General features: G+C 68.5%; 17 protein-coding genes. 10 read left to right on the top strand and 7 right to left on the bottom strand.

The window, feature by feature from the left end:
- Positions 1 to 124 precede the first annotated feature (124 nt).
- The 3 genes from ACZ7MX_RS03740 to ACZ7MX_RS03730 all read left to right on the top strand — a co-directional run bounded on the left by ACZ7MX_RS03740 (position 125) and on the right by ACZ7MX_RS03730 (position 2,513).
- Positions 125 to 880 carry a VC0807 family protein gene (locus tag ACZ7MX_RS03740; RefSeq protein ID WP_472128986.1) on the top strand — a complete coding sequence of 252 codons (756 nt, stop codon included), beginning with the start codon at positions 125 to 127 and terminating at the stop codon, positions 878 to 880.
- Between the two features lie 177 nt (positions 881 to 1,057).
- Positions 1,058 to 1,954, top strand: coding sequence for a DMT family transporter (locus tag ACZ7MX_RS03735; RefSeq protein WP_472128984.1), 897 nt, complete (start codon positions 1,058 to 1,060; stop codon positions 1,952 to 1,954).
- 286 nt (positions 1,955 to 2,240) lie between these two features.
- Positions 2,241 to 2,513: a hypothetical protein gene (locus ACZ7MX_RS03730; RefSeq protein WP_472128983.1), complete on the top strand. Its 273-nt coding sequence runs from the start codon at positions 2,241 to 2,243 to the stop codon at positions 2,511 to 2,513.
- Between the two features lie 348 nt (positions 2,514 to 2,861).
- Here ACZ7MX_RS03730 and ACZ7MX_RS03725 read toward each other — a convergent pair whose 3' ends face one another.
- A complete protein-coding gene (locus ACZ7MX_RS03725) occupies positions 2,862 to 3,143 on the bottom strand; it encodes a DUF6355 family natural product biosynthesis protein (protein ID WP_472128981.1) in 282 nt (93 codons plus the stop codon).
- Positions 3,144 to 3,672: 529 nt separating this feature from the next.
- On the opposite strand from ACZ7MX_RS03725, the gene ACZ7MX_RS03720 reads away from it, so the two are divergent.
- Both ACZ7MX_RS03720 and ACZ7MX_RS03715 read left to right on the top strand, forming a co-directional pair.
- Positions 3,673 to 4,749: a mechanosensitive ion channel family protein gene (locus tag ACZ7MX_RS03720; RefSeq protein ID WP_472128979.1), complete on the top strand. Its 1,077-nt coding sequence runs from the start codon at positions 3,673 to 3,675 to the stop codon at positions 4,747 to 4,749.
- Between the two features lie 250 nt (positions 4,750 to 4,999).
- A complete protein-coding gene (locus ACZ7MX_RS03715; RefSeq protein ID WP_472128977.1) occupies positions 5,000 to 5,911 on the top strand; it encodes an NAD(P)H-binding protein in 912 nt (303 codons plus the stop codon).
- 27 nt (positions 5,912 to 5,938) lie between these two features.
- Here ACZ7MX_RS03715 and ACZ7MX_RS03710 read toward each other — a convergent pair whose 3' ends face one another.
- Positions 5,939 to 7,441, bottom strand: coding sequence for a DUF4419 domain-containing protein (locus ACZ7MX_RS03710; protein WP_472128975.1), 1,503 nt, complete (start codon positions 7,439 to 7,441; stop codon positions 5,939 to 5,941).
- 295 nt (positions 7,442 to 7,736) lie between these two features.
- Between ACZ7MX_RS03710 and ACZ7MX_RS03705 the strand changes: the two genes are divergently transcribed.
- Positions 7,737 to 8,381 carry a DUF3159 domain-containing protein gene (locus tag ACZ7MX_RS03705; protein ID WP_472128973.1) on the top strand — a complete coding sequence of 215 codons (645 nt, stop codon included), beginning with the start codon at positions 7,737 to 7,739 and terminating at the stop codon, positions 8,379 to 8,381.
- Between the two features lie 92 nt (positions 8,382 to 8,473).
- Positions 8,474 to 8,746, top strand: coding sequence for a hypothetical protein (locus ACZ7MX_RS03700; RefSeq protein WP_472128971.1), 273 nt, complete (start codon positions 8,474 to 8,476; stop codon positions 8,744 to 8,746).
- 43 nt (positions 8,747 to 8,789) lie between these two features.
- On the opposite strand, the gene ACZ7MX_RS03695 is transcribed toward ACZ7MX_RS03700, so the two are convergent.
- A complete protein-coding gene (locus ACZ7MX_RS03695) occupies positions 8,790 to 10,079 on the bottom strand; it encodes a hypothetical protein (RefSeq protein WP_472128969.1) in 1,290 nt (429 codons plus the stop codon).
- 155 nt (positions 10,080 to 10,234) lie between these two features.
- Between ACZ7MX_RS03695 and ACZ7MX_RS03690 the strand changes: the two genes are divergently transcribed.
- Positions 10,235 to 10,936 (top strand): Clp protease N-terminal domain-containing protein, encoded by a 702-nt coding sequence (locus ACZ7MX_RS03690; RefSeq protein ID WP_472128968.1) that lies wholly within the window; start codon positions 10,235 to 10,237, stop codon positions 10,934 to 10,936.
- Between the two features lie 384 nt (positions 10,937 to 11,320).
- On the top strand, positions 11,321 to 12,268 hold the full coding sequence (locus tag ACZ7MX_RS03685; protein ID WP_472128966.1) for an EamA family transporter: 948 nt from the start codon (positions 11,321 to 11,323) through the stop codon (positions 12,266 to 12,268).
- A 119-nt stretch (positions 12,269 to 12,387) separates the two neighbouring features.
- Here the strand turns inward: ACZ7MX_RS03685 and ACZ7MX_RS03680 are convergent, their stop codons facing one another.
- Both ACZ7MX_RS03680 and ACZ7MX_RS03675 read right to left on the bottom strand, forming a co-directional pair.
- Positions 12,388 to 13,266 (bottom strand): alpha/beta fold hydrolase, encoded by an 879-nt coding sequence (locus ACZ7MX_RS03680; RefSeq protein ID WP_472128964.1) that lies wholly within the window; start codon positions 13,264 to 13,266, stop codon positions 12,388 to 12,390.
- Positions 13,263 to 13,712 (bottom strand): helix-turn-helix domain-containing protein, encoded by a 450-nt coding sequence (locus tag ACZ7MX_RS03675; RefSeq protein ID WP_472128962.1) that lies wholly within the window; start codon positions 13,710 to 13,712, stop codon positions 13,263 to 13,265. The genes ACZ7MX_RS03680 and ACZ7MX_RS03675 overlap by 4 nt, the downstream gene beginning before the upstream one ends.
- 260 nt (positions 13,713 to 13,972) lie before the next feature.
- On the opposite strand from ACZ7MX_RS03675, the gene ACZ7MX_RS03670 reads away from it, so the two are divergent.
- On the top strand, positions 13,973 to 14,722 hold the full coding sequence (locus ACZ7MX_RS03670; protein WP_472128960.1) for a hypothetical protein: 750 nt from the start codon (positions 13,973 to 13,975) through the stop codon (positions 14,720 to 14,722).
- A gap of 25 nt (positions 14,723 to 14,747) precedes the next feature.
- Here ACZ7MX_RS03670 and ACZ7MX_RS03665 read toward each other — a convergent pair whose 3' ends face one another.
- Together ACZ7MX_RS03665 and ACZ7MX_RS03660 are read right to left on the bottom strand one after the other, a co-directional pair.
- Complete coding sequence (locus ACZ7MX_RS03665; RefSeq protein ID WP_472128958.1) at positions 14,748 to 15,326, bottom strand: GNAT family N-acetyltransferase; 579 nt, start codon at positions 15,324 to 15,326, stop codon at positions 14,748 to 14,750.
- A gap of 133 nt (positions 15,327 to 15,459) precedes the next feature.
- Positions 15,460 to 16,293 (bottom strand): class I SAM-dependent methyltransferase, encoded by an 834-nt coding sequence (locus ACZ7MX_RS03660; RefSeq protein WP_472128956.1) that lies wholly within the window; start codon positions 16,291 to 16,293, stop codon positions 15,460 to 15,462.
- Positions 16,294 to 16,314 lie beyond the last annotated feature (21 nt).

Genomic DNA, 16,314 nt, shown 5'->3' with positions numbered 1-16,314 from the left:
CTCTCCACCCTCCCGACGCCTAACGTCGACGCATGTGGTCGTGAGCGATTGCGCTGCACGGCCAGACGGCCATCCAGCCACACACCTCGTCATCTTTGCTTCGTTCGGACCGCTGGGGGACCTCATGAACACCGTGGAGGACAGGAAAACCATCGAGGAGGCGAAGGCCATGGAAACCGTTGCCGGCACGGAAGCCACGGGAGGCGCGGTAGTCACGGAAGCCACGGGAGGCGCGGCAGTCACGAATGCGCACGGCACACACCGACGGCGTGCCTTCCTCATCCCGCTGATCGTCAACCTCCTCCTGCCATTCGTCGTGTACTACGTGCTACGCGCTCAGGACATCGCCCAGTGGCAGGCGCTGTTGCTGAGCGGTGCCCTTCCGGCGGCGCACGCAGTAGGCACCGCCGTGGTACGACGACGCGTCGAATTCTTCGACCTGCTGGTGGTCGCCCTGCTGGTGGTATCTGCCGTCACCTCACTGATCAGCGGCAGTCCACGGGTCCTGCTGCTGAAGGACGCCGCCATCCCCGCGGTCCTAGGGATATGGATCCTGAGCTCGCTGCTCGCGGCCCGGCCGTTGGCGTACCAGTTCGGACGCCGACTACGCGGTTCGGGTGCAGAGCAAGCGGCGGAACGCACCTGGCGCGAACAGCCGGACTTCCGTGCCGCGCTCCGCAGCCTCACGGTGCTGTGGGGAAGCGCGCAGCTGCTCGACGCCGCATTGAGCACCGTCGAGGCATTGACGCTGCCCGTCGACCTGGTGCCGGTCGTCGGCCGCTTCCAGTCCCTCGGCATCCTGGCTGCCACGGTGGCACTCACCGTGCGCCACAGCCGCGCCTTCCATCGGCGCTGCGGCATACCCCTCTTCGGCCCATGAGCAGCGGTCACCACGCCCTGGGCCGGGGAGGGACAGGTCGCTGACAGAGGGGAGTTTTCCGGCTGTGGTGTGGTCGTCTTCGTCATCTGGTGGCGTGCCGTGCTCCGCGCGTTGCGGATTGCTCTGCCACGGTTGCTGAGAGGGACCGATGGCCCAACGACCCGAGGGGATCGCACGGTGGCGGCTGTGTTGTCTGCGCTGTTCGCGCTGCTGGCGGCCGTGGGGAATGCCACGGGTACCGTGCTCCAGCGTGTGGCCGCACGTACCGTCCCGGCGGGTGATGCCTTCAGCCCCAGGCTGGTCCGGCACCTGGTGCGGAATCCGGCTTGGCTCGGCGGGATCGCCGTCGTGGTCGGCGCTGCGGCGTGCCAGGCGCTGGCCCTGGCGCTGGGGTCGCTCGTCCTGGTCCAGCCGATCCTGGTGACCGAACTTCCACTGGCGCTCGTGATCGCGTGCGCGCTGGCTCGCCGACGGCTTCCGGCGGCGGGCTGGGCCGGTTCCCTGAGTGTCGCCGTCGGGCTCGGTCTGGCGCTGGCCGCTGCCGCACCGTCCGGTGCGGGCACCGAGGTCTCGTCGGCCACGTGGGTGGTGACGCTGCTGGCCACCGTCGGTGCCATCACACTGTGCGCGTCGGCCGCGGCCCCCCGCCCGCGCGGGAAGGCCCGCGCGGCCCTCTTCAGCGCTGCCTCAGCGATCGGTTACGCCCTGACGGCGACATTGATGAAGTCCGCGACCGACACCTTCGACATGCACGGCCCGGGCGCCTTCTTCGCCTCCTGGCAGACCTACGGCTTCGTGGCAGCCGGCGCATGCGCGCTGTTTCTGCTGGCCAACGCCCTCGAATCGGGCCCGCTGGTGGTCTCCCAGCCCGTCCTCACCCTGGGAGAGGCCCTCGTCAGCCTGGCCCTGGGCATCGTGGTGTACGGGGACCGCGTACGCACCGGGTGGTGGCTGATTCCGGAGGCGATCGGGGCGGTGCTGGTCACTTGGGGTGTGCTCGTCCTGTCAAGGGTCCAGATGGAGGACGAGGGAGAAGGGCAGGGAGAGGGGGAGGGGGCGGGGGCGGGGGAGTAGGGACGTCCGCGGGATGCACCGCCACCTGACGGGTCTGCACGTACCTGTGCAGTCCTCGTACCTACCGCCGGCCCCGCCGGGGCCGCTGGCCGCGCGGGGGCCGGGGCCTGCGCGACCTGGATAACCTCGCTTACCGCTTACCGCTTACCGCTTACCGCTTACCGCTTACCGCTTACCGCTTACCGCTGAACGTTTACCGCTTACGCTCACCCCCACTGCCTGCGAGGCCGTCTCCCCGCCGCGGGCACCCGCTCGTAGTCCCGATCGGCCCCGTAGGGTTGCGGTCATGGGCAAGGGAACGGGGCGGTGGCCCGAGGGGGATTTGGACAGCGGTGTCGAGGACGCGACGCTGCTCATCCTGGAGTGGCTCGGTGAGCAGGGGATTGGGGCCATGATCCGCGTCGATGCGGAGCGCCTGCGGGAGGGCCGGCCAGCATGGACCTTCGCCGCCAGCGGTGGGCCGTTGCCGGCAATGAGAGCTGACGGCGCCTCGGCTGCCGAGTGCATGAGCCGGGCTCTGAGCCGACTGCGGGAGGCTGGGATCGCCGTCCCCTTCTGAGTCGGCGACCGCGGTACCCCGATTGGTGCGCTAGATGATTGTGCGGCGCCCTGCACTTCATCCGTTGGGTACACCACTTCATCCGTTGGGTAGTGCACCTCACCCTTTGGGTCCACGAACTCGCAGACCAGCACCACGAAGTTTCGTCCGCTCTCAAGTGTGCGCTGCGTATGGCATCTACGGCGGCAGCGGTATCCCCAAGTGCAGTGACGTCTACGGGGGCCACAGGGGCACGCAGTCCACGGCCTTGTCCCGCAGAGTGCGTACAAGCGGTAGAGGTAGAGGGAGAGGTAAAGGCAGAGGCTAGGTAAAGGGACGCCGCGCTGTCGGCGTGCAGCTCGTCGCTGGTCAGCAGGTGCGCCCCACGTAGTGTGCGCCCTGGATTCTGGAGGCGGAGCCCAGCCACGTACGGCCGGGGCCCACGCAGCGTTCGTAGTCGGGGGCCCAGGCGACTTCCACCTTGATCACGACGTTGGAACCGTTGCTGGTGCAGTGGCGGTAGTACGCATCACTGCCCGTCTTGTAGAAGCCACATGGTTCTTGGGCCAGGGCGATGGCTTGACCGGGCGCGGCGGCGACCGTTCCGCAAAAGGCGGCGGCACCGAGCATCAGAGCGGCAAAGTGGCGCATGGAACACCCGTCCTCAAGGCGCTGCTTGGTCCTTTTTGGTCTTTCACCCGACCCAAGGCGGCCCTTCTCAAAACACCAGTTGGTCCACCGCCGTGTCGGTCGATGTGTGCGGCTCCGCATGCCTCCCCCTCACGGAATCGTCCATGCACAGGACCGCACGTGTGGGTGACGGCAAAACGGGCCAGATCGGGGTTCGGAGCGTGGGGTGGGGTTCGTAGCGGGTGCACGCGTGACGAAGGCAGCGGACAGGGGTGGTTGGTTTCTCCTAGGGTGCCCGCTGTGTGCCACGTCGCGTGCGGCAGGATGGCTGATCGCGTCAGGACGACTACGTCTGCGGGACGTCTGCGTTTACGTTTGCGTCTCGTCTTCGTATGCGTCCACGTCCCGTCCATGTCCCGTCGACGTCTGTGGTCGGGTCCCCGGCGCGTTCGAAGTCCTAGAGACAAGCAGGTAAGAACCGAATGATGGAGCATCACATGCGATGCGTGGCAGTGGCCGGGCCGCAGTTCCCGGGAGTGGGGGTCGACCGGTGAACCGTGCTGTCACGCTGCATGACCTGATCCTTGCCGGTGCCGCGCTGGTTGCCGGTATCGTCGCCGGGCTGTTGTGCAAAGCGGTTTTGCGGTGGCTGGGAAAGCACGCGAGCAGAACGCGTTGGAGTGGCGACGATGTCATTGTCGATTCGCTGCGGTCCGTGGTGCCCTGGGCGGCGATATCTGGCGGTCTGGCGGCCGCGGCCGCTGCGTTGCCGCTGACACCTACGGTCGGACGGAACGTCAACCGGACGCTGACCGTGCTGCTCATCCTGGTCGTCACGCTGACCGCGGCCCGGATGATCACCCGACTCGTGAGGTCCCTGGCGCAGTCACGTTCCGGCGTGGCCGGATCGGCCACCATTTTCGCCAACATCACCCGCATCGTGGTGCTGGCAATGGGCGTTCTCGTCATCCTGCAGACCTTGGGCATTTCCATAGCCCCTCTGCTCACCGCGCTCGGTGTGGGTGGCCTGGCGGTCGCCCTGGCACTGCAGGACACCCTCGCCAATCTCTTCGCCGGCGTACACGTATTGGCTTCGAAGACCGTACAGCCCGGTGACTACATTCGGCTGAGCAGCGGGGAGGAGGGATACGTCGTCGACATCAACTGGCGTAACACCGTGGTGCGCCAGCTCTCCAACAATCTCGTGATCATCCCGAATGCCCAGCTGGCCGGCACCAACATGACCAACTTCACCCGACCGGAACAGCAGTTGTCGATCCTCGTCCAGGTGGGCGTCGGCTACGACAGTGATCTCGAACACGTCGAGCGGGTCACCATGGAGGTCGTCAAGGGCGTCATGACCGATGTCAGCGGCGCCGTTCCGGAACATGAACCGGCTGTTCGTTTCCACACCTTCGGAGACTCTCGGATCGGCCTTACGGTGATTCTGGGGGTGGGCGAATTCAGCGACCAGTACCGGATCAAGCATGAATTCATCAAGCGGCTCCACCAGCGGTACCAGGCGGAGGGCATCAGGATTCCCGCGCCGACACGGACGGTGGCACTGCAGCAGCCCGGAGACGTGGGGATTCCGCAGCAACGGGGCACGTCCGACCCGGTGCTGTAGGGCGTCGGTGAGGTGAGGTGAGGTGAGGTGAGGTGAGGTGAGGTGAGGTGAAGTGAGGCGGGGCGGGGCGGGGCCCTGCCTCACCTTCCTGATCACGGCTCAGAAGAATGACGGTAACCGTCGTCACGACCCTCGACATGCCGGTATCCGCCACTCTCTCCGCGGTGGTGGCTGGCCCCAGAACTCCGTTGCGCACTGTGGACGGCGACAAGTGGGCCAGACATCGACTGAAGAGGGAGTAGTGAGTGTGATGGACACGGATGCGGCGATGAACAGGGCGGCGGAGGGCATGGCAGAGCCCACCGTGCTGGTTACCGGTGCGACGGGGAACGTGGGCCGGCAGGTCGTCTCGCAGTTGTTGGTATCCGGTGTACGAGTACGCGCCCTGACGCGGCATCCGGACTCGGCTGGCCTGTCGTACGGCGGCGTCGACGTACGGGCCGGCGACCTGGCCGACCCACGCGGCCTGGAAGAGGCCCTGAAGGGCGTCGATCGGGCTTTCCTCATGTGGCCCTTCCACACGGCTGAGGCCGCGCCCGATGTCGTCGAGGCGCTACGGCGGCACGTGGAACACGTCGTCTTTCTCTCCTCGGGGGCCGTCCAGGACGGGCTGCCCCCCGAGCAACAGCGGCACCCGGTAGGCCGCTCCCACGCCGAGGTGGAGCGCCTCATCGAACGGTCGGGGCTGCGCTGGACCCATCTACGACCCAGCACCTTCGCCAGCAACACCCTCTGGTGGGCCGACCAGATCCGCGCCGGTGACGTGGTGCGCGGCGCTTTCGGAGCGGTTCCCATGGCTCTGCTGCACGAGGCCGACATCGCCGCCGTCGCCGTACGCGCCCTGACCGAGGACGGCCACGACAAGGCGGTCTACACACTGACCGGGCCCGAGGTCCTGACCCAGGTCGACCAGGTGCGCATCCTCGGTGAGGCCATCGGACGGCCTCTCCGGTGGGAGGAACTGTCGCGGGAGGCTGCCCGGCAGCAGCTGCTCGCGGACGACACCTTCCCCGATTCCTTCGTGGACACCCTGCTGGACGGGTACGCCGAGATGCTTGACGCCCCGCCTCCGGTCACGACCACGACGGTCGAGGAAGTCGCCGGGAGGCCGGCACGCACCTTGCGGCAGTGGGCGGTTGACCACGCCGCCGACTTCCGCTAGCCCACCCCGCCCCGGTGCCCCGCCCCGCTAGAGAGCGCGCAGTGCGTCGCCAAGGTCCGGGCCGTAGGAGGCCCAACACTGGATGTCTCCGGCGTCGGAGACCAGATCGCCCAGATGCCAGTCGCCGTCGCCGTCGTCATTCCCGTCGCCGGCGGCCCGGACTGCCCGGACCGCGCAGATGCCGTCGAGGTTGATCACGCAGTCGGCATGGAGGGGCCTGCCGTGGTGAGTAACGACGCCGACGGTGGTGAGCAGATGGGCTTGTGGGCAACCGGTGAGGCCCTGGACGTCCGCCAACGTCCAGGGCGCGGGCAGGCGCATGCCATACGGCCTGTCCTGCGGTTCGTCGTTGGGTTGGCCGCACGGTTGGCCGTCCGGTTGGCCGTACGGTTCGGTATGCGGTGCGTCGTACGGATCGGTGGCGGGCCTGGGTCGCTTGGGTGATGGGGACAACTCGGCGACTGCGTAGCCGAGTCGCGGACGGACCCACTCTTCCTCGCGCTCAATGCCGAGGACGCCTCCGAGGAATGCCATGTCCAATGTTCCCGTGGGGGTTTCCCAGCGGAACGGGACCTGGGAGACGTGGGAGGGGAATTCGTCCTCGGCGGTCGTGCCGGGCCCGAACGACTGCTTCGGGCGCGGCCCTTCGTCGGTGTATCGGTGGGCAAAGAAAGCGGTGATCCACCCGGTGACCCGGTCGCCGCCCGAGGCCGACTCCCATTTGTAGAGGGAACGCCAGAATTTCTGGTCGATCCCCCACCCTGAGGCCGTCGCCCAGATCGCGTCCAGCACCGGCTGCAGTGCCGTGAACCACGGCCGCAGCCCTTCGAACCAGTCCGCCAGTTCCCGCACCCGGGCCGCCAGCAGACGCCAGTCCCGGTCCGTGCCCTCCAGCCGGATCCGCGGAATGCCGCAGAGGGTTTGCCACCGAAAGCGGTAGTACGGGCTGACCACGTCCATCAGCGCCACCAGCATGGCCGTGGCGTCCGTGTCCGTGGTGGTGGAGAAGGTGGGCTGGAAGAGGTCGGCGACCTCGTCACCGATCCGGGCGCGCAGGGGCTTGTGGACCAGGTTGATCGAACGCTCCCAGTCCAGCGCGGCCAGGTCGTCCCGTACGGCGATGGTCTGCCGGTGTCCCGGCGTCTCCGTAAAGATTCCCTCGTACGTCTTCGGGTTCAGCCGGACGTGCACGGCCACCTCGTGCACGACTGCGTACCAGAGGAGGTCGGGGGAGAGGCTCAGGGGGAGGTGAGCGGTGAAGCAGGTGTGAAGGGCGCGGAGCAGGAGACTGGTGGTGGGTTCGGCGATGTCTGGGGCGTCAGTGGACCAGCCTATGAGGCGGTCGGTGCTGCGGTGGTGGAAGCATGCCGGCGGCTGATCGCGGAGCACCGCCCGTAGGAAGCCTTCATTGCCGAGTTCGGTGAGTTCCGCGGTGAGCCGGGCGGCCTCGTCGCCGGCTGCGTTTCTTTCTTTGTCTGGTGCGTCCTCTTCGCGTTCTTCGTCCAGCGGCAGGTCTATGTCACATGCCATCGGTCCCCCTCCGATTACGCCCCCAGAACGGCGGTCTGAACGGCCATAGGAATGGCGCTGTGAAGGGCGTCATGAACAGTAGCGTCGGCCAATGGCCACTTGCCGTAGTAACGGCCGGCCACGTTCCGTGGTCCGGCCACCCTTCCGCGGTCCGGCCGCCTTTTTTCTGTAGTACGGCCACCTTTCCGTAGTGGCGGGTCGGCGAGCCGAGGGGCCGTACGGGATGCGACTCCCGTCCGGGGAGCACAGCATGGCAGCAGGGACGCCGGACCGGAGGGCCGACCGGAGGTTTCGTATGACTCACCCTGACACGACGCCCAAGCCTGACGACGCGCCGTCGCCGAGCGACGCGCAACCTCCCGACGGCACACGCGGTGTCAATCTCTTCCTCGGCTTCGCCCCCTGGATCATTTTCGCCGTGGTGGCGAGCCCCAGCTCGTGGGGGCTTGCCGCGCTGGCCGCGCTCATCACGGCGATCGGGGCCAGCATCCCGGACATCAGGCGCCGCAGCTTGAAGATCCTGGACATCGCCGGCCTGCTCTTCTTCGCCGTCATCTGCATCCTGTCGCTGGTCCTCGACCGCCACGACCTGATCTGGCTGGAGACGTACGCCCAGACCCTGTCCGGCGCGGTCCTGGCCGCCGTCGCCTTCACGTCCCTCGCCTTCATGCCGTTCACCGAGCAGTACGCGCGGGAGTCCGTGCCCCGTGAGTACTGGGGAAGCCCACTCTTCCGGCATGTCAATCGGGTACTGACGGCGGTGTGGGGCGCGGTGTTCCTGCTGACGGCCCTGCTCGGCGTCCTCGCCCTGCACGTCACGTCAGGGGCGGACTGGTTGAACTGGATCATTCCGATCGCGTTGTTCGTGGGTGCGGTCCGCTTCACGAGGTGGTACCCGGATCAAGCACGGGCGCGAGCTCGGCAGGCAGCTGCCCGGTAGGCGTCGGGCGGCCTTCGAGTCATCGAGGCGGGCGCCGGGATTCACCCGTACGTGTGCTGCACCTCAATTCGAACATGTGATGCAATCTTCGTGTGACTCCTCCCTACGCCTTCCCTGACGATCTCGTGCAGGCTCAGCGCGCCTGGTACACCGCGTACCGCGAGCTTTCGCATGAGGAAAATCCGTCCCAGACCACGGTGCTGCGGCGCAGACTGCAGCAGTTGTCCGTGCGGATCGCCACGCACCCGTACTGGGCGAGCATCCCCGGCCGCGCACCGGCCGCACGCATGGCGCTCAAACAGCAGACCTGGGAGCTGGAGCTGGAGCTGGAGCGGGAGCCTGGGGCTGAGGAGGTCAGGCCGTGAAAAATGAGCGAGCCCCACCGTGCTCCCCTGGCGGGACGGGCCCCTACGAGGCTGACTCCGCACCCGCACCCGCACCCGCATTGGTATCCGCACCCGCGCGTGGGGGCGAGATGTGGGGGAGTCCCGGTTCTACCCGGCAGAGCCGGGCCGGTGCGCCGTCGCGGCGGATGTCTTCCTCAAGGAGTTCGGCCCAGTTCGGGCGCCAGTGGGCAGCTCGGCGTGCCATTTCGAGGCGGACGGTGTGGGGCAGGGTGGCGACGACTCCGCGTCTGGCCGGCCACCAGTCCGGGAGGCAGTCGTAGCCGCGCTCGATGGTGCGGTTGGCGGCAGTATCCGTATCCGTATCGGTGCCGGTTCCGGTGCCGGTGTTGGTGGTGGTCTTCGCGCCAGTGTTGGTGTCAGTGTTGGTGGTGGAATGGGTGTCGGGGACTGTTACGCGGATGTACAGCCAGCGGCCCCGTTCCGGGTCGGATTCCGCGTCTCGTAGGGCGGCCAGCAGGGTGGCTGCCTCGCCGAAGATGCGTCGGCCCAGTTCGTCCAGGAATCCGTCCGCACCGCGACCGTAATCGGTGTCCCCGGCGTCCACGAACGCAGCCGAGAGCACCGAACTCCCGGCCGCCTCAGCCCTGTTGGTGTGCAGCCAGGCGATCAGCCGTTCCTGTTCCGATGTGACCGGCGGTGCCGGGCGGTCGAGTTCGGTGGCCGCCTTCATCTCCACGGCGAGTACCGCGGCGTGCTGCTCGGGCAGCCAGCACGGGACCCTCCGGTCGGCGGGCTCGCCATGGCCGGCCGGCAATGCCGCGAACTCGTTCGGGAGGGTGGCCGTCCGTCGGTGCGCCGCCTCGCGCTCGCGTACGGCGGCCGGGTCCGCACCGTCGGCCACCAGGTCGGCGCAGACCTGCCGCACCTCGCTGTCGTCCGCCGGGACCATGCTGTGTACGCCGTCGTCGTGCACCTCGGCGGGGTATGGCGCCCGCCCCCACGCCCGGCCGTCCCACCAGTACACAAAGCCGATCTCTTCGCCGCCGGCGATGACCTCGTCGAGCCACTGCCATGGCAGCCAGGAAGGTCCGTCGGCCAGGAGGTCGAGGGGCGGGGACAGGCTGACGGTGTCGCTGTAGTCGTGGTCGATGCCGTAGAGGACGGCCCGTCCGTTCTCGACCCAGGACAGGGCCCACCAACCGTTCCCCACGTCCTCGGAACGCAGTCCGGCCTCGTCATAACGGTAGTTGTGCACGGGGAGCTGTTGCTCGGCACTCCAGGCGGCGAGGGTGGCGGCGTGGGACCAGAGGACGTCGGGCGCCGGGAGGTAGGAGGTTCCGTCCGTGGTCACCGCGCCGCACCGTTCGGAACGGGGGCGGGGAGGTGGGTGAGTGGAGGAGTGGAGGAGTGGGGGAGTGCTGGCATCGGGGCAGCGTACGCGACGTTGGGCGAGCAGGAAGGCAAGTGCGCATTGACAAATGGCAATTGTCAAGGCGTACTTGCCTCATGCCTCTTCCCGACTTGGATGACCTGATAGCGGAAGTAGACCGGACCTGCGATGCCGCGCACCGACCCGGCGGGCAGGAACAGCCGGACTGGCTCGCACTGCTCACGGTGGCGGCGAACCTGGCCGGTCAACTGCAAGCACTGGCGGACGACTTGGTCGAAGACTATGTCGAGCACTGCCGGATGCACGGAAGCTCGTGGACGGACATCGGGACGGCGCTCGGTGTGACCAGGCAGGCGGTGCAGCAGCGCTTTCACGCGCCCCACAAGCGCTACGGTCCCGAGACCATGACTGACGACCTACGCCAGGCCATGGTGCAGGTGAAGCAGGCCGCGGTGCATCACCGCAACAACTACATCGGGACGGAACACCTGCTCTGGGGCCTCACCGCGGAGGACAACACGGCTACGCGTCTGCTGCGGGCCGCAGACGTATCGCCCGAGGACGTGCACCGGGCCGTCGGGGCGCGACTGAGCATGGGGGCGTCGCAAGCGGCCGAGCGGATTGCCTGGACGCCTTACTCCCGTAAGGCCATGGCGATCGCGGAAGAGCGGGCCGAGGCGGCGGGTTCGGCGCGTATCGACTGTGACCAGTTGCTTCTGGGGCTCGCTCAGATCGGTCGGGGAGTGGCCGCAGGGGTGCTCAGTGATGCGGGAGTGGAGCTGGCGACACTCGATGAGTGTCTTCGTCGTTCCGGCTGAGCTGCCGTGGCGGACGCGGTGGACGTGGTGGACGCCGTGGGCTCCGGGGGCCTGCAAAGTCCCCGCAAAGAACCTGAGTCGGCTGTCTTCTCCACCCACGGAAAACTGACCGGTCAACGCCGCTGCAATGTGCGGCGCTGCTGCATAAACGCCAGGTCAACGGGCCTGGGAGGATGCGGATTTCGTTGAGTGGCGAGGGGTTGTGGGCGTGGTTTCGACGTGCCACATTTCACGTCGTCGCGACGCCGAGATTCTTCGCCTGACTGGATGCACCCGCTCGCGATGGGCGGTCGGCGCCCGCCTGGTGGACTGGCACCGGGGCGGACGGCGTATCGGCGGCGGGCATGGGCCGCAAGACCTGGCGCTGCCGGCCTGCCAACTGCCTTGTCTTCGGTCGTTCCGCATCTGGAGGAGGGCATCATCAGCCAGCTCGCCAGCCGCCGTGAGCATGCTGTGGCCCTGATCAGCCGGGGGCTGGGCGGAGTGCCGGCCCCCGGTCTGGTCGTGGGTGGTGTGCTCGGTCTGCAGTGCGGGGCCGCGCTGACCACTCGACTCTACCCCGTCGTGGGCCCGGCGGGGGTGGTGAGCCTGCGCCTGTGTCTGGCCGCCCTGGTCCTCACTGCCCTGTGGCGCCCTGGGCTGTGCTGGGATCGCACCACCCTCGGTGTCGCGGCGATCGCCGGAACCCTGCTCGCCGTCCACCACCTCAGCTACTACGAAGCGGTCGACCGTCTCCCTCTGGGCGCCGCCACCACGCTGGAGTTCCTCGGTCCGTTCGCCATCGCGCTGTTCGGCTCACGCCGGGTCGCCGACCTGCTGTGGGCGTGCCTGGCGGCGGTGGGTGTCGTGCTGCTCAGCCACTCCGGCATTCCGCTCGACGCAACGGGACTGGCCTGCGCCCTTCTCGCCGGATGCTGCTGGGGCGGCTACATCCTGGTCGGCAAGCGGCTCGCTGAACGGGTCCCGGACGGCCGCGGTCTGGCCCTTGCCGTCACCTGGGGCGCCCTCCTGAGCCTCCCGTACGGCATCGCCCAGGCGGGCAGCAGTCTCCTCGGCCCCACCACCCTCGCCCTGGCGGCCGCCGTCGCCCTCCTCTCCAGCGTCCTGCCGTACACCTTCCATCTCGAGGCCCTCCGCCGGCTGCCGCCCCGCGCCTTCGGCGTCCTCACCAGCCTCGAACCCGCCGTCGGTGCCCTCATCGGCCTCGTCGTCCTCGGCCAGCACCTGGCCGTCCCCCAATGGGCCGGCGTCCTGGCCGTAGCCCTGGCCTCCATCGGCGCCACCCGCACGCCGGAACGCTCCGGTCTTGAGAGGGGAGTTGGCAGCCCGTGAGGAGGGTGGTTTGAGTTGGGTGACGTGTGGGTTCCCTTCGGGGATGAGGTCGCCTGGGGTGGTGCCGTCGCGGTGGAGAGGGGGGTCGGTGTTGCCCGCCTGGCGCCCCACGAAGGGGGTCAGTCGGCGCGGAGGAAAGTGAGGACGGAGTCGGTCTGGTTGAGGAGGGCGTGACCGGCCTCGGGCAGGACGTTCACGGTCGCGTGGGGGAGGCACTGGCGTACGCGCCGGGCGGTGTCCTCGGAGTCGAAGAGGGTGTCGCGGCTGCCGACCGTGACCAGCGTGGGCATGGTCAGTCGGCGCAGCGCACTGTCGGGGAAGAGGGGGAGCCGCTCGGTGCGTGGCTTGAAGTGAGTGAAGGTCAGCACGACGTGGTCGAGGAGGTGTTGGACCTCGGGTGCTTCCAGGCCCGTACCGATCGCCACTGACCGGCGCACTCCCTGACGTCCCCACGCGCGCAGGAGTACGGCCTTGAACAGCCACGCCATCTTCTGCCTGCCCAGACCGCCGGGGCAGAGCAGGGCCAGGCGGGTCACTCGGTCCGGCCGGCGGGTGGCGTAGTCCAGTGCCACCCATCCGCCCAGGGAAGTGGCGACGATCGCCGTGCGGGCCACGCCCAGATGCTCCAACACCTCGTCCAGCCATAGTGCATGGGCGTCGGAGGACAAGGGCGGGCGGGAGGCGGCACTCAGACCCGGCTCGCCTATGAGGTCGAGGGCGTATGTCCGGAAGTGCTGGGACCAGGAGGCGATGTCGTCCTGCCACATCGTGGTGTTCGCTCCCGATCCGTGGAGCAGCAGTACGGGCGGCGCGTCCTTCGGACCGGAGACGAGGACGAAGGTTTCGCCTTCCCGGGTCGGTATCCGTACCTCCTCGGCGGGGACCGGCCAGGCTTGGAGCATCTCCCGGTAACGCTGCTGGATCTCCCTCGCGCCGGCTTCGGTCTTGTAGATCGTGGTGGTGCTGGCGTTCGTGTGCCTGTTGGTACTCGTGCTCATGTCCCGAGCACTCCTTCCACGTAGTCGAAAATCCGGGCCGTGTCGGCGAGACCGCCCAGGACGATGACCTTCATCCGGGCCCGTCCCTTGTCGTAGGCCGTCTCGATCCGCAGGGGCGCATGGCCCGGGCCGCGGTGGGTGGCCAGGCTCATCAGGAGGGCGGTCAAGCGGTCGGCCGTCTCGGGGGTGATCGCGTCGATCTCGACGATGCTGGAGACCTCGGTGTGCGGTTGCTGCTGTTCTTGCGGTCGCCGTCCGTCCGCGTCGCCCGGGGGCACGGGTGCCGGGCGGCCGGTGAAGGCTTCCAGGTCCTCGTGGGCGATGCGGTACTGCTTGCCGATGCGGACCGCGTGGAGACGTCCGTCCCGCACGTAGTTCCGGATGGTGCGGACATGCAGACCCAGGTGCTCCGCCACTTGTTCCACGGAGTAGAAACGGTCAGGCATGAAAGTACCTTAACTTTCCCTGTGCGTAAGCACAATGAGGAAGTTTAGGGAACGTAAGGGAAGGGAGGGGAGTGGGGGAGCGATGGAGAGTCGTTGGGGGTGACTGGGGGTGGCTGGGGGTGGTTGGGCGTGCTGGGGTCCCTTGCCTCGGTGCTCAGGGACTTCGGAGGCTTCAGGGGCTGTAAGCCATCTCAGTGGCCATGGAGGGAAGCCGGTGGCCGTGCGGCCGGTCGGGGATGAGGTGCCGCCACGATGGGGCGATGGAGGAGAGACGCTCTCTTGAGGCCACGTCGGGCAGGGTGCTGCGTACACCGCGGGCGGCCGGTGCGGCGGGAGTGCTGGCGGCGCTGCTGCTGGCCGCCGTACTCACGATCGTCCGCATCAGCCTGCCCTCCGCGATCCCGGCCCACGCGGGGGAGTGGCCGTCGCGCTCACCCCACCGGCAGGTCCTGGAAATCGCCCTGAGCCTGCTGCCGTTCGCCGGCATCTTCTTCCTGTGGTTCATGGGTGCCGTACGGGACTACGTCGGGCGCACGGAGCGGGGCACCGGCCCTCGGGCGAGCGCCGTCTCGGGAACTGCGGAAGGGGCCGACTCGGGAACTGCGGAAGGGCGGGCGGAGAACAGGTTCTTCGGGACGCTCTTCCTGTGCAGCGGGCTGATGTTCACCGCCTTGGTGCTCGCGGCGGGGGCCGCCGCCGGTGGCCTGCTCGCCATCACCGGCAACATCCCGGCTGGCGCGCAGGACCTATGGACCTACGGGCGGACGGCGCTCACCTTGCTCGCGAGCTACGCCATGCGGATGGCCGCGGTGTTCACGCTGTCCGCCACGACCATCGGACTCGCCTTGCGCGTCTTCCCGCGCTGGCTCGCTTGGCTCGGCTGCGCGGCCGCGCTTGTGCTGCTGTTCGTCGTCGGTACGGTCCCCTGGACCGAACTGGTCTTTCCCCTCTGGATGCTGGCCACCAGCACGTACATCCTGGGGGCCTCCTTCCGGCGGGGTGACGGATGAGTGAGCCGCGAGGGCTCCCGGCCCCTTAGCCTCCCCGTTTCGCCGCGCGCCACTCAGGGGCCAGTACCGACCAGACTTCGATGTCGTGCCGCTCGCCCCGGTAGAGGTAGCCCTCGCGCAGCACGCCCTCCTTGGTCATCCCCAGTCGCCTGGCCACCGCGATACTGGGTTCGTTGGCCGCCGAGACCAGCCACTCCACACGGTGGATGCCCCGCTCCTCGACGGCCCAGTCGATGAGCACGCGTACGGCACGGGTCACCAGCCCCTTGCCCACCGCCGACGGCTCCAGCCAGCAGCCCGCCTCGGCAGTGCCCTGCTGAACGTCCATGGTGCGGAAGAGGACCCCGCCGACCAGCCGGCCGTCCAGCCAGATGCCGCAGATGCGGCCGGTGTCGGCGGCGGCCTTCTCCGCGTACGAGTGGAGGTACGAGCGGCTCGTGTCCAGATCCACGATCAGGTCCGGCAGCCCGATGTACTGCCCGATGAACTCCCGCCCCCGGTCGATGTGGGCGAGGAATTCCCCGGCCTGCCACGGCTCCAGCGGACGCAGCACGGCGCGGTTGCCGCTGTTGGCAGCGTCGCCACTCAGGGGTATCGCGTACATCGGTCACCTTCCGCTCGGGCACTCGACCGCTCGGGCACTCGGACCGCTCGGACACTGGGCCACTCGGAGTGCCAGGGGCTGGAGTGCGGAGGGGCTGGCGTGTCGGGGAGGCCAGGGACTACTGCCACATTGCTCATGGGTGTGGTGAGGGTGTCGGGGAGGCGGGGTGCCGGGGTTTCCAGCCCCAGGCGGTGAGCATTCCGGGGGAGAGGGCGGCGGAGTGCGGGGAGGACAGGGCCTGGCGGGCCTGTTCGAGTAGGGGCTCGTCCATCTGGCCGGTGGCGAGGAGGGCGTCGTGGGTGCGCTGCCAAGTGTCCTCCCAGAAGCGGCTGATGGGGCTGCCGGGCAGCAGCGGGGGAACGTGGATTTCGGCGGCCACGGAGTGCAAGCCCTCCTCCAGCAGGAAGGAGGGGTAGTCGGGCACCCAGGAGATGTCCGTACCGATGGTCGTGCGCAGGGCCTGCCACATCGCGCGCATGACCTGGATGTACGGGGTGGCCGGGGCGGAGGAGGTCGTCAGGTCGACGGCGTCGCTGAGCACGAGGACGCCGCCCGGGGCGAGCAATGAGCTCAGCTGGTTGATCATGCGTCGCCACGGACGTAGGTGCATCAGTACGAAGCGGGCGTGGACCAGGTGGAAGCGGCCGGGGTCGAAGCCGGGCGCGGTGACGTCGGCGGTCTGGGCCACGAGCCCGGTCGGGGCATCGGCGGTGAGGAAGCGGGTGTCGCGGTCGATGGCCAGGACGGACGTGACATCCGCCGACTCCAGCAGCCACCGGGCGACGGTGCCGGTCCCGGCGCCTATGTCGAGGCAGTGCCAGCCGGGGCCGGCGCCCAGCGCCGTCAGCCGTGCGGTGCTCACCGCGTCGTAGGCGAGCGCTCCCAGGTCGATGCGGTCTGCCTCGCCGGCTTCCTCCGGGCGGAAGGCGTCTTCACCGTAGTGCCCGGCAGCCGGTCCGGAAGGCACAGCCGGTCCGGAAGGCACAGC

It is taken from the genome of Streptomyces sp. NPDC107765, from assembly GCF_055657085.1.
Note: the sequence above shows the minus strand (reverse complement) of the source record. Positions and strands in the feature narration are given on the sequence as shown.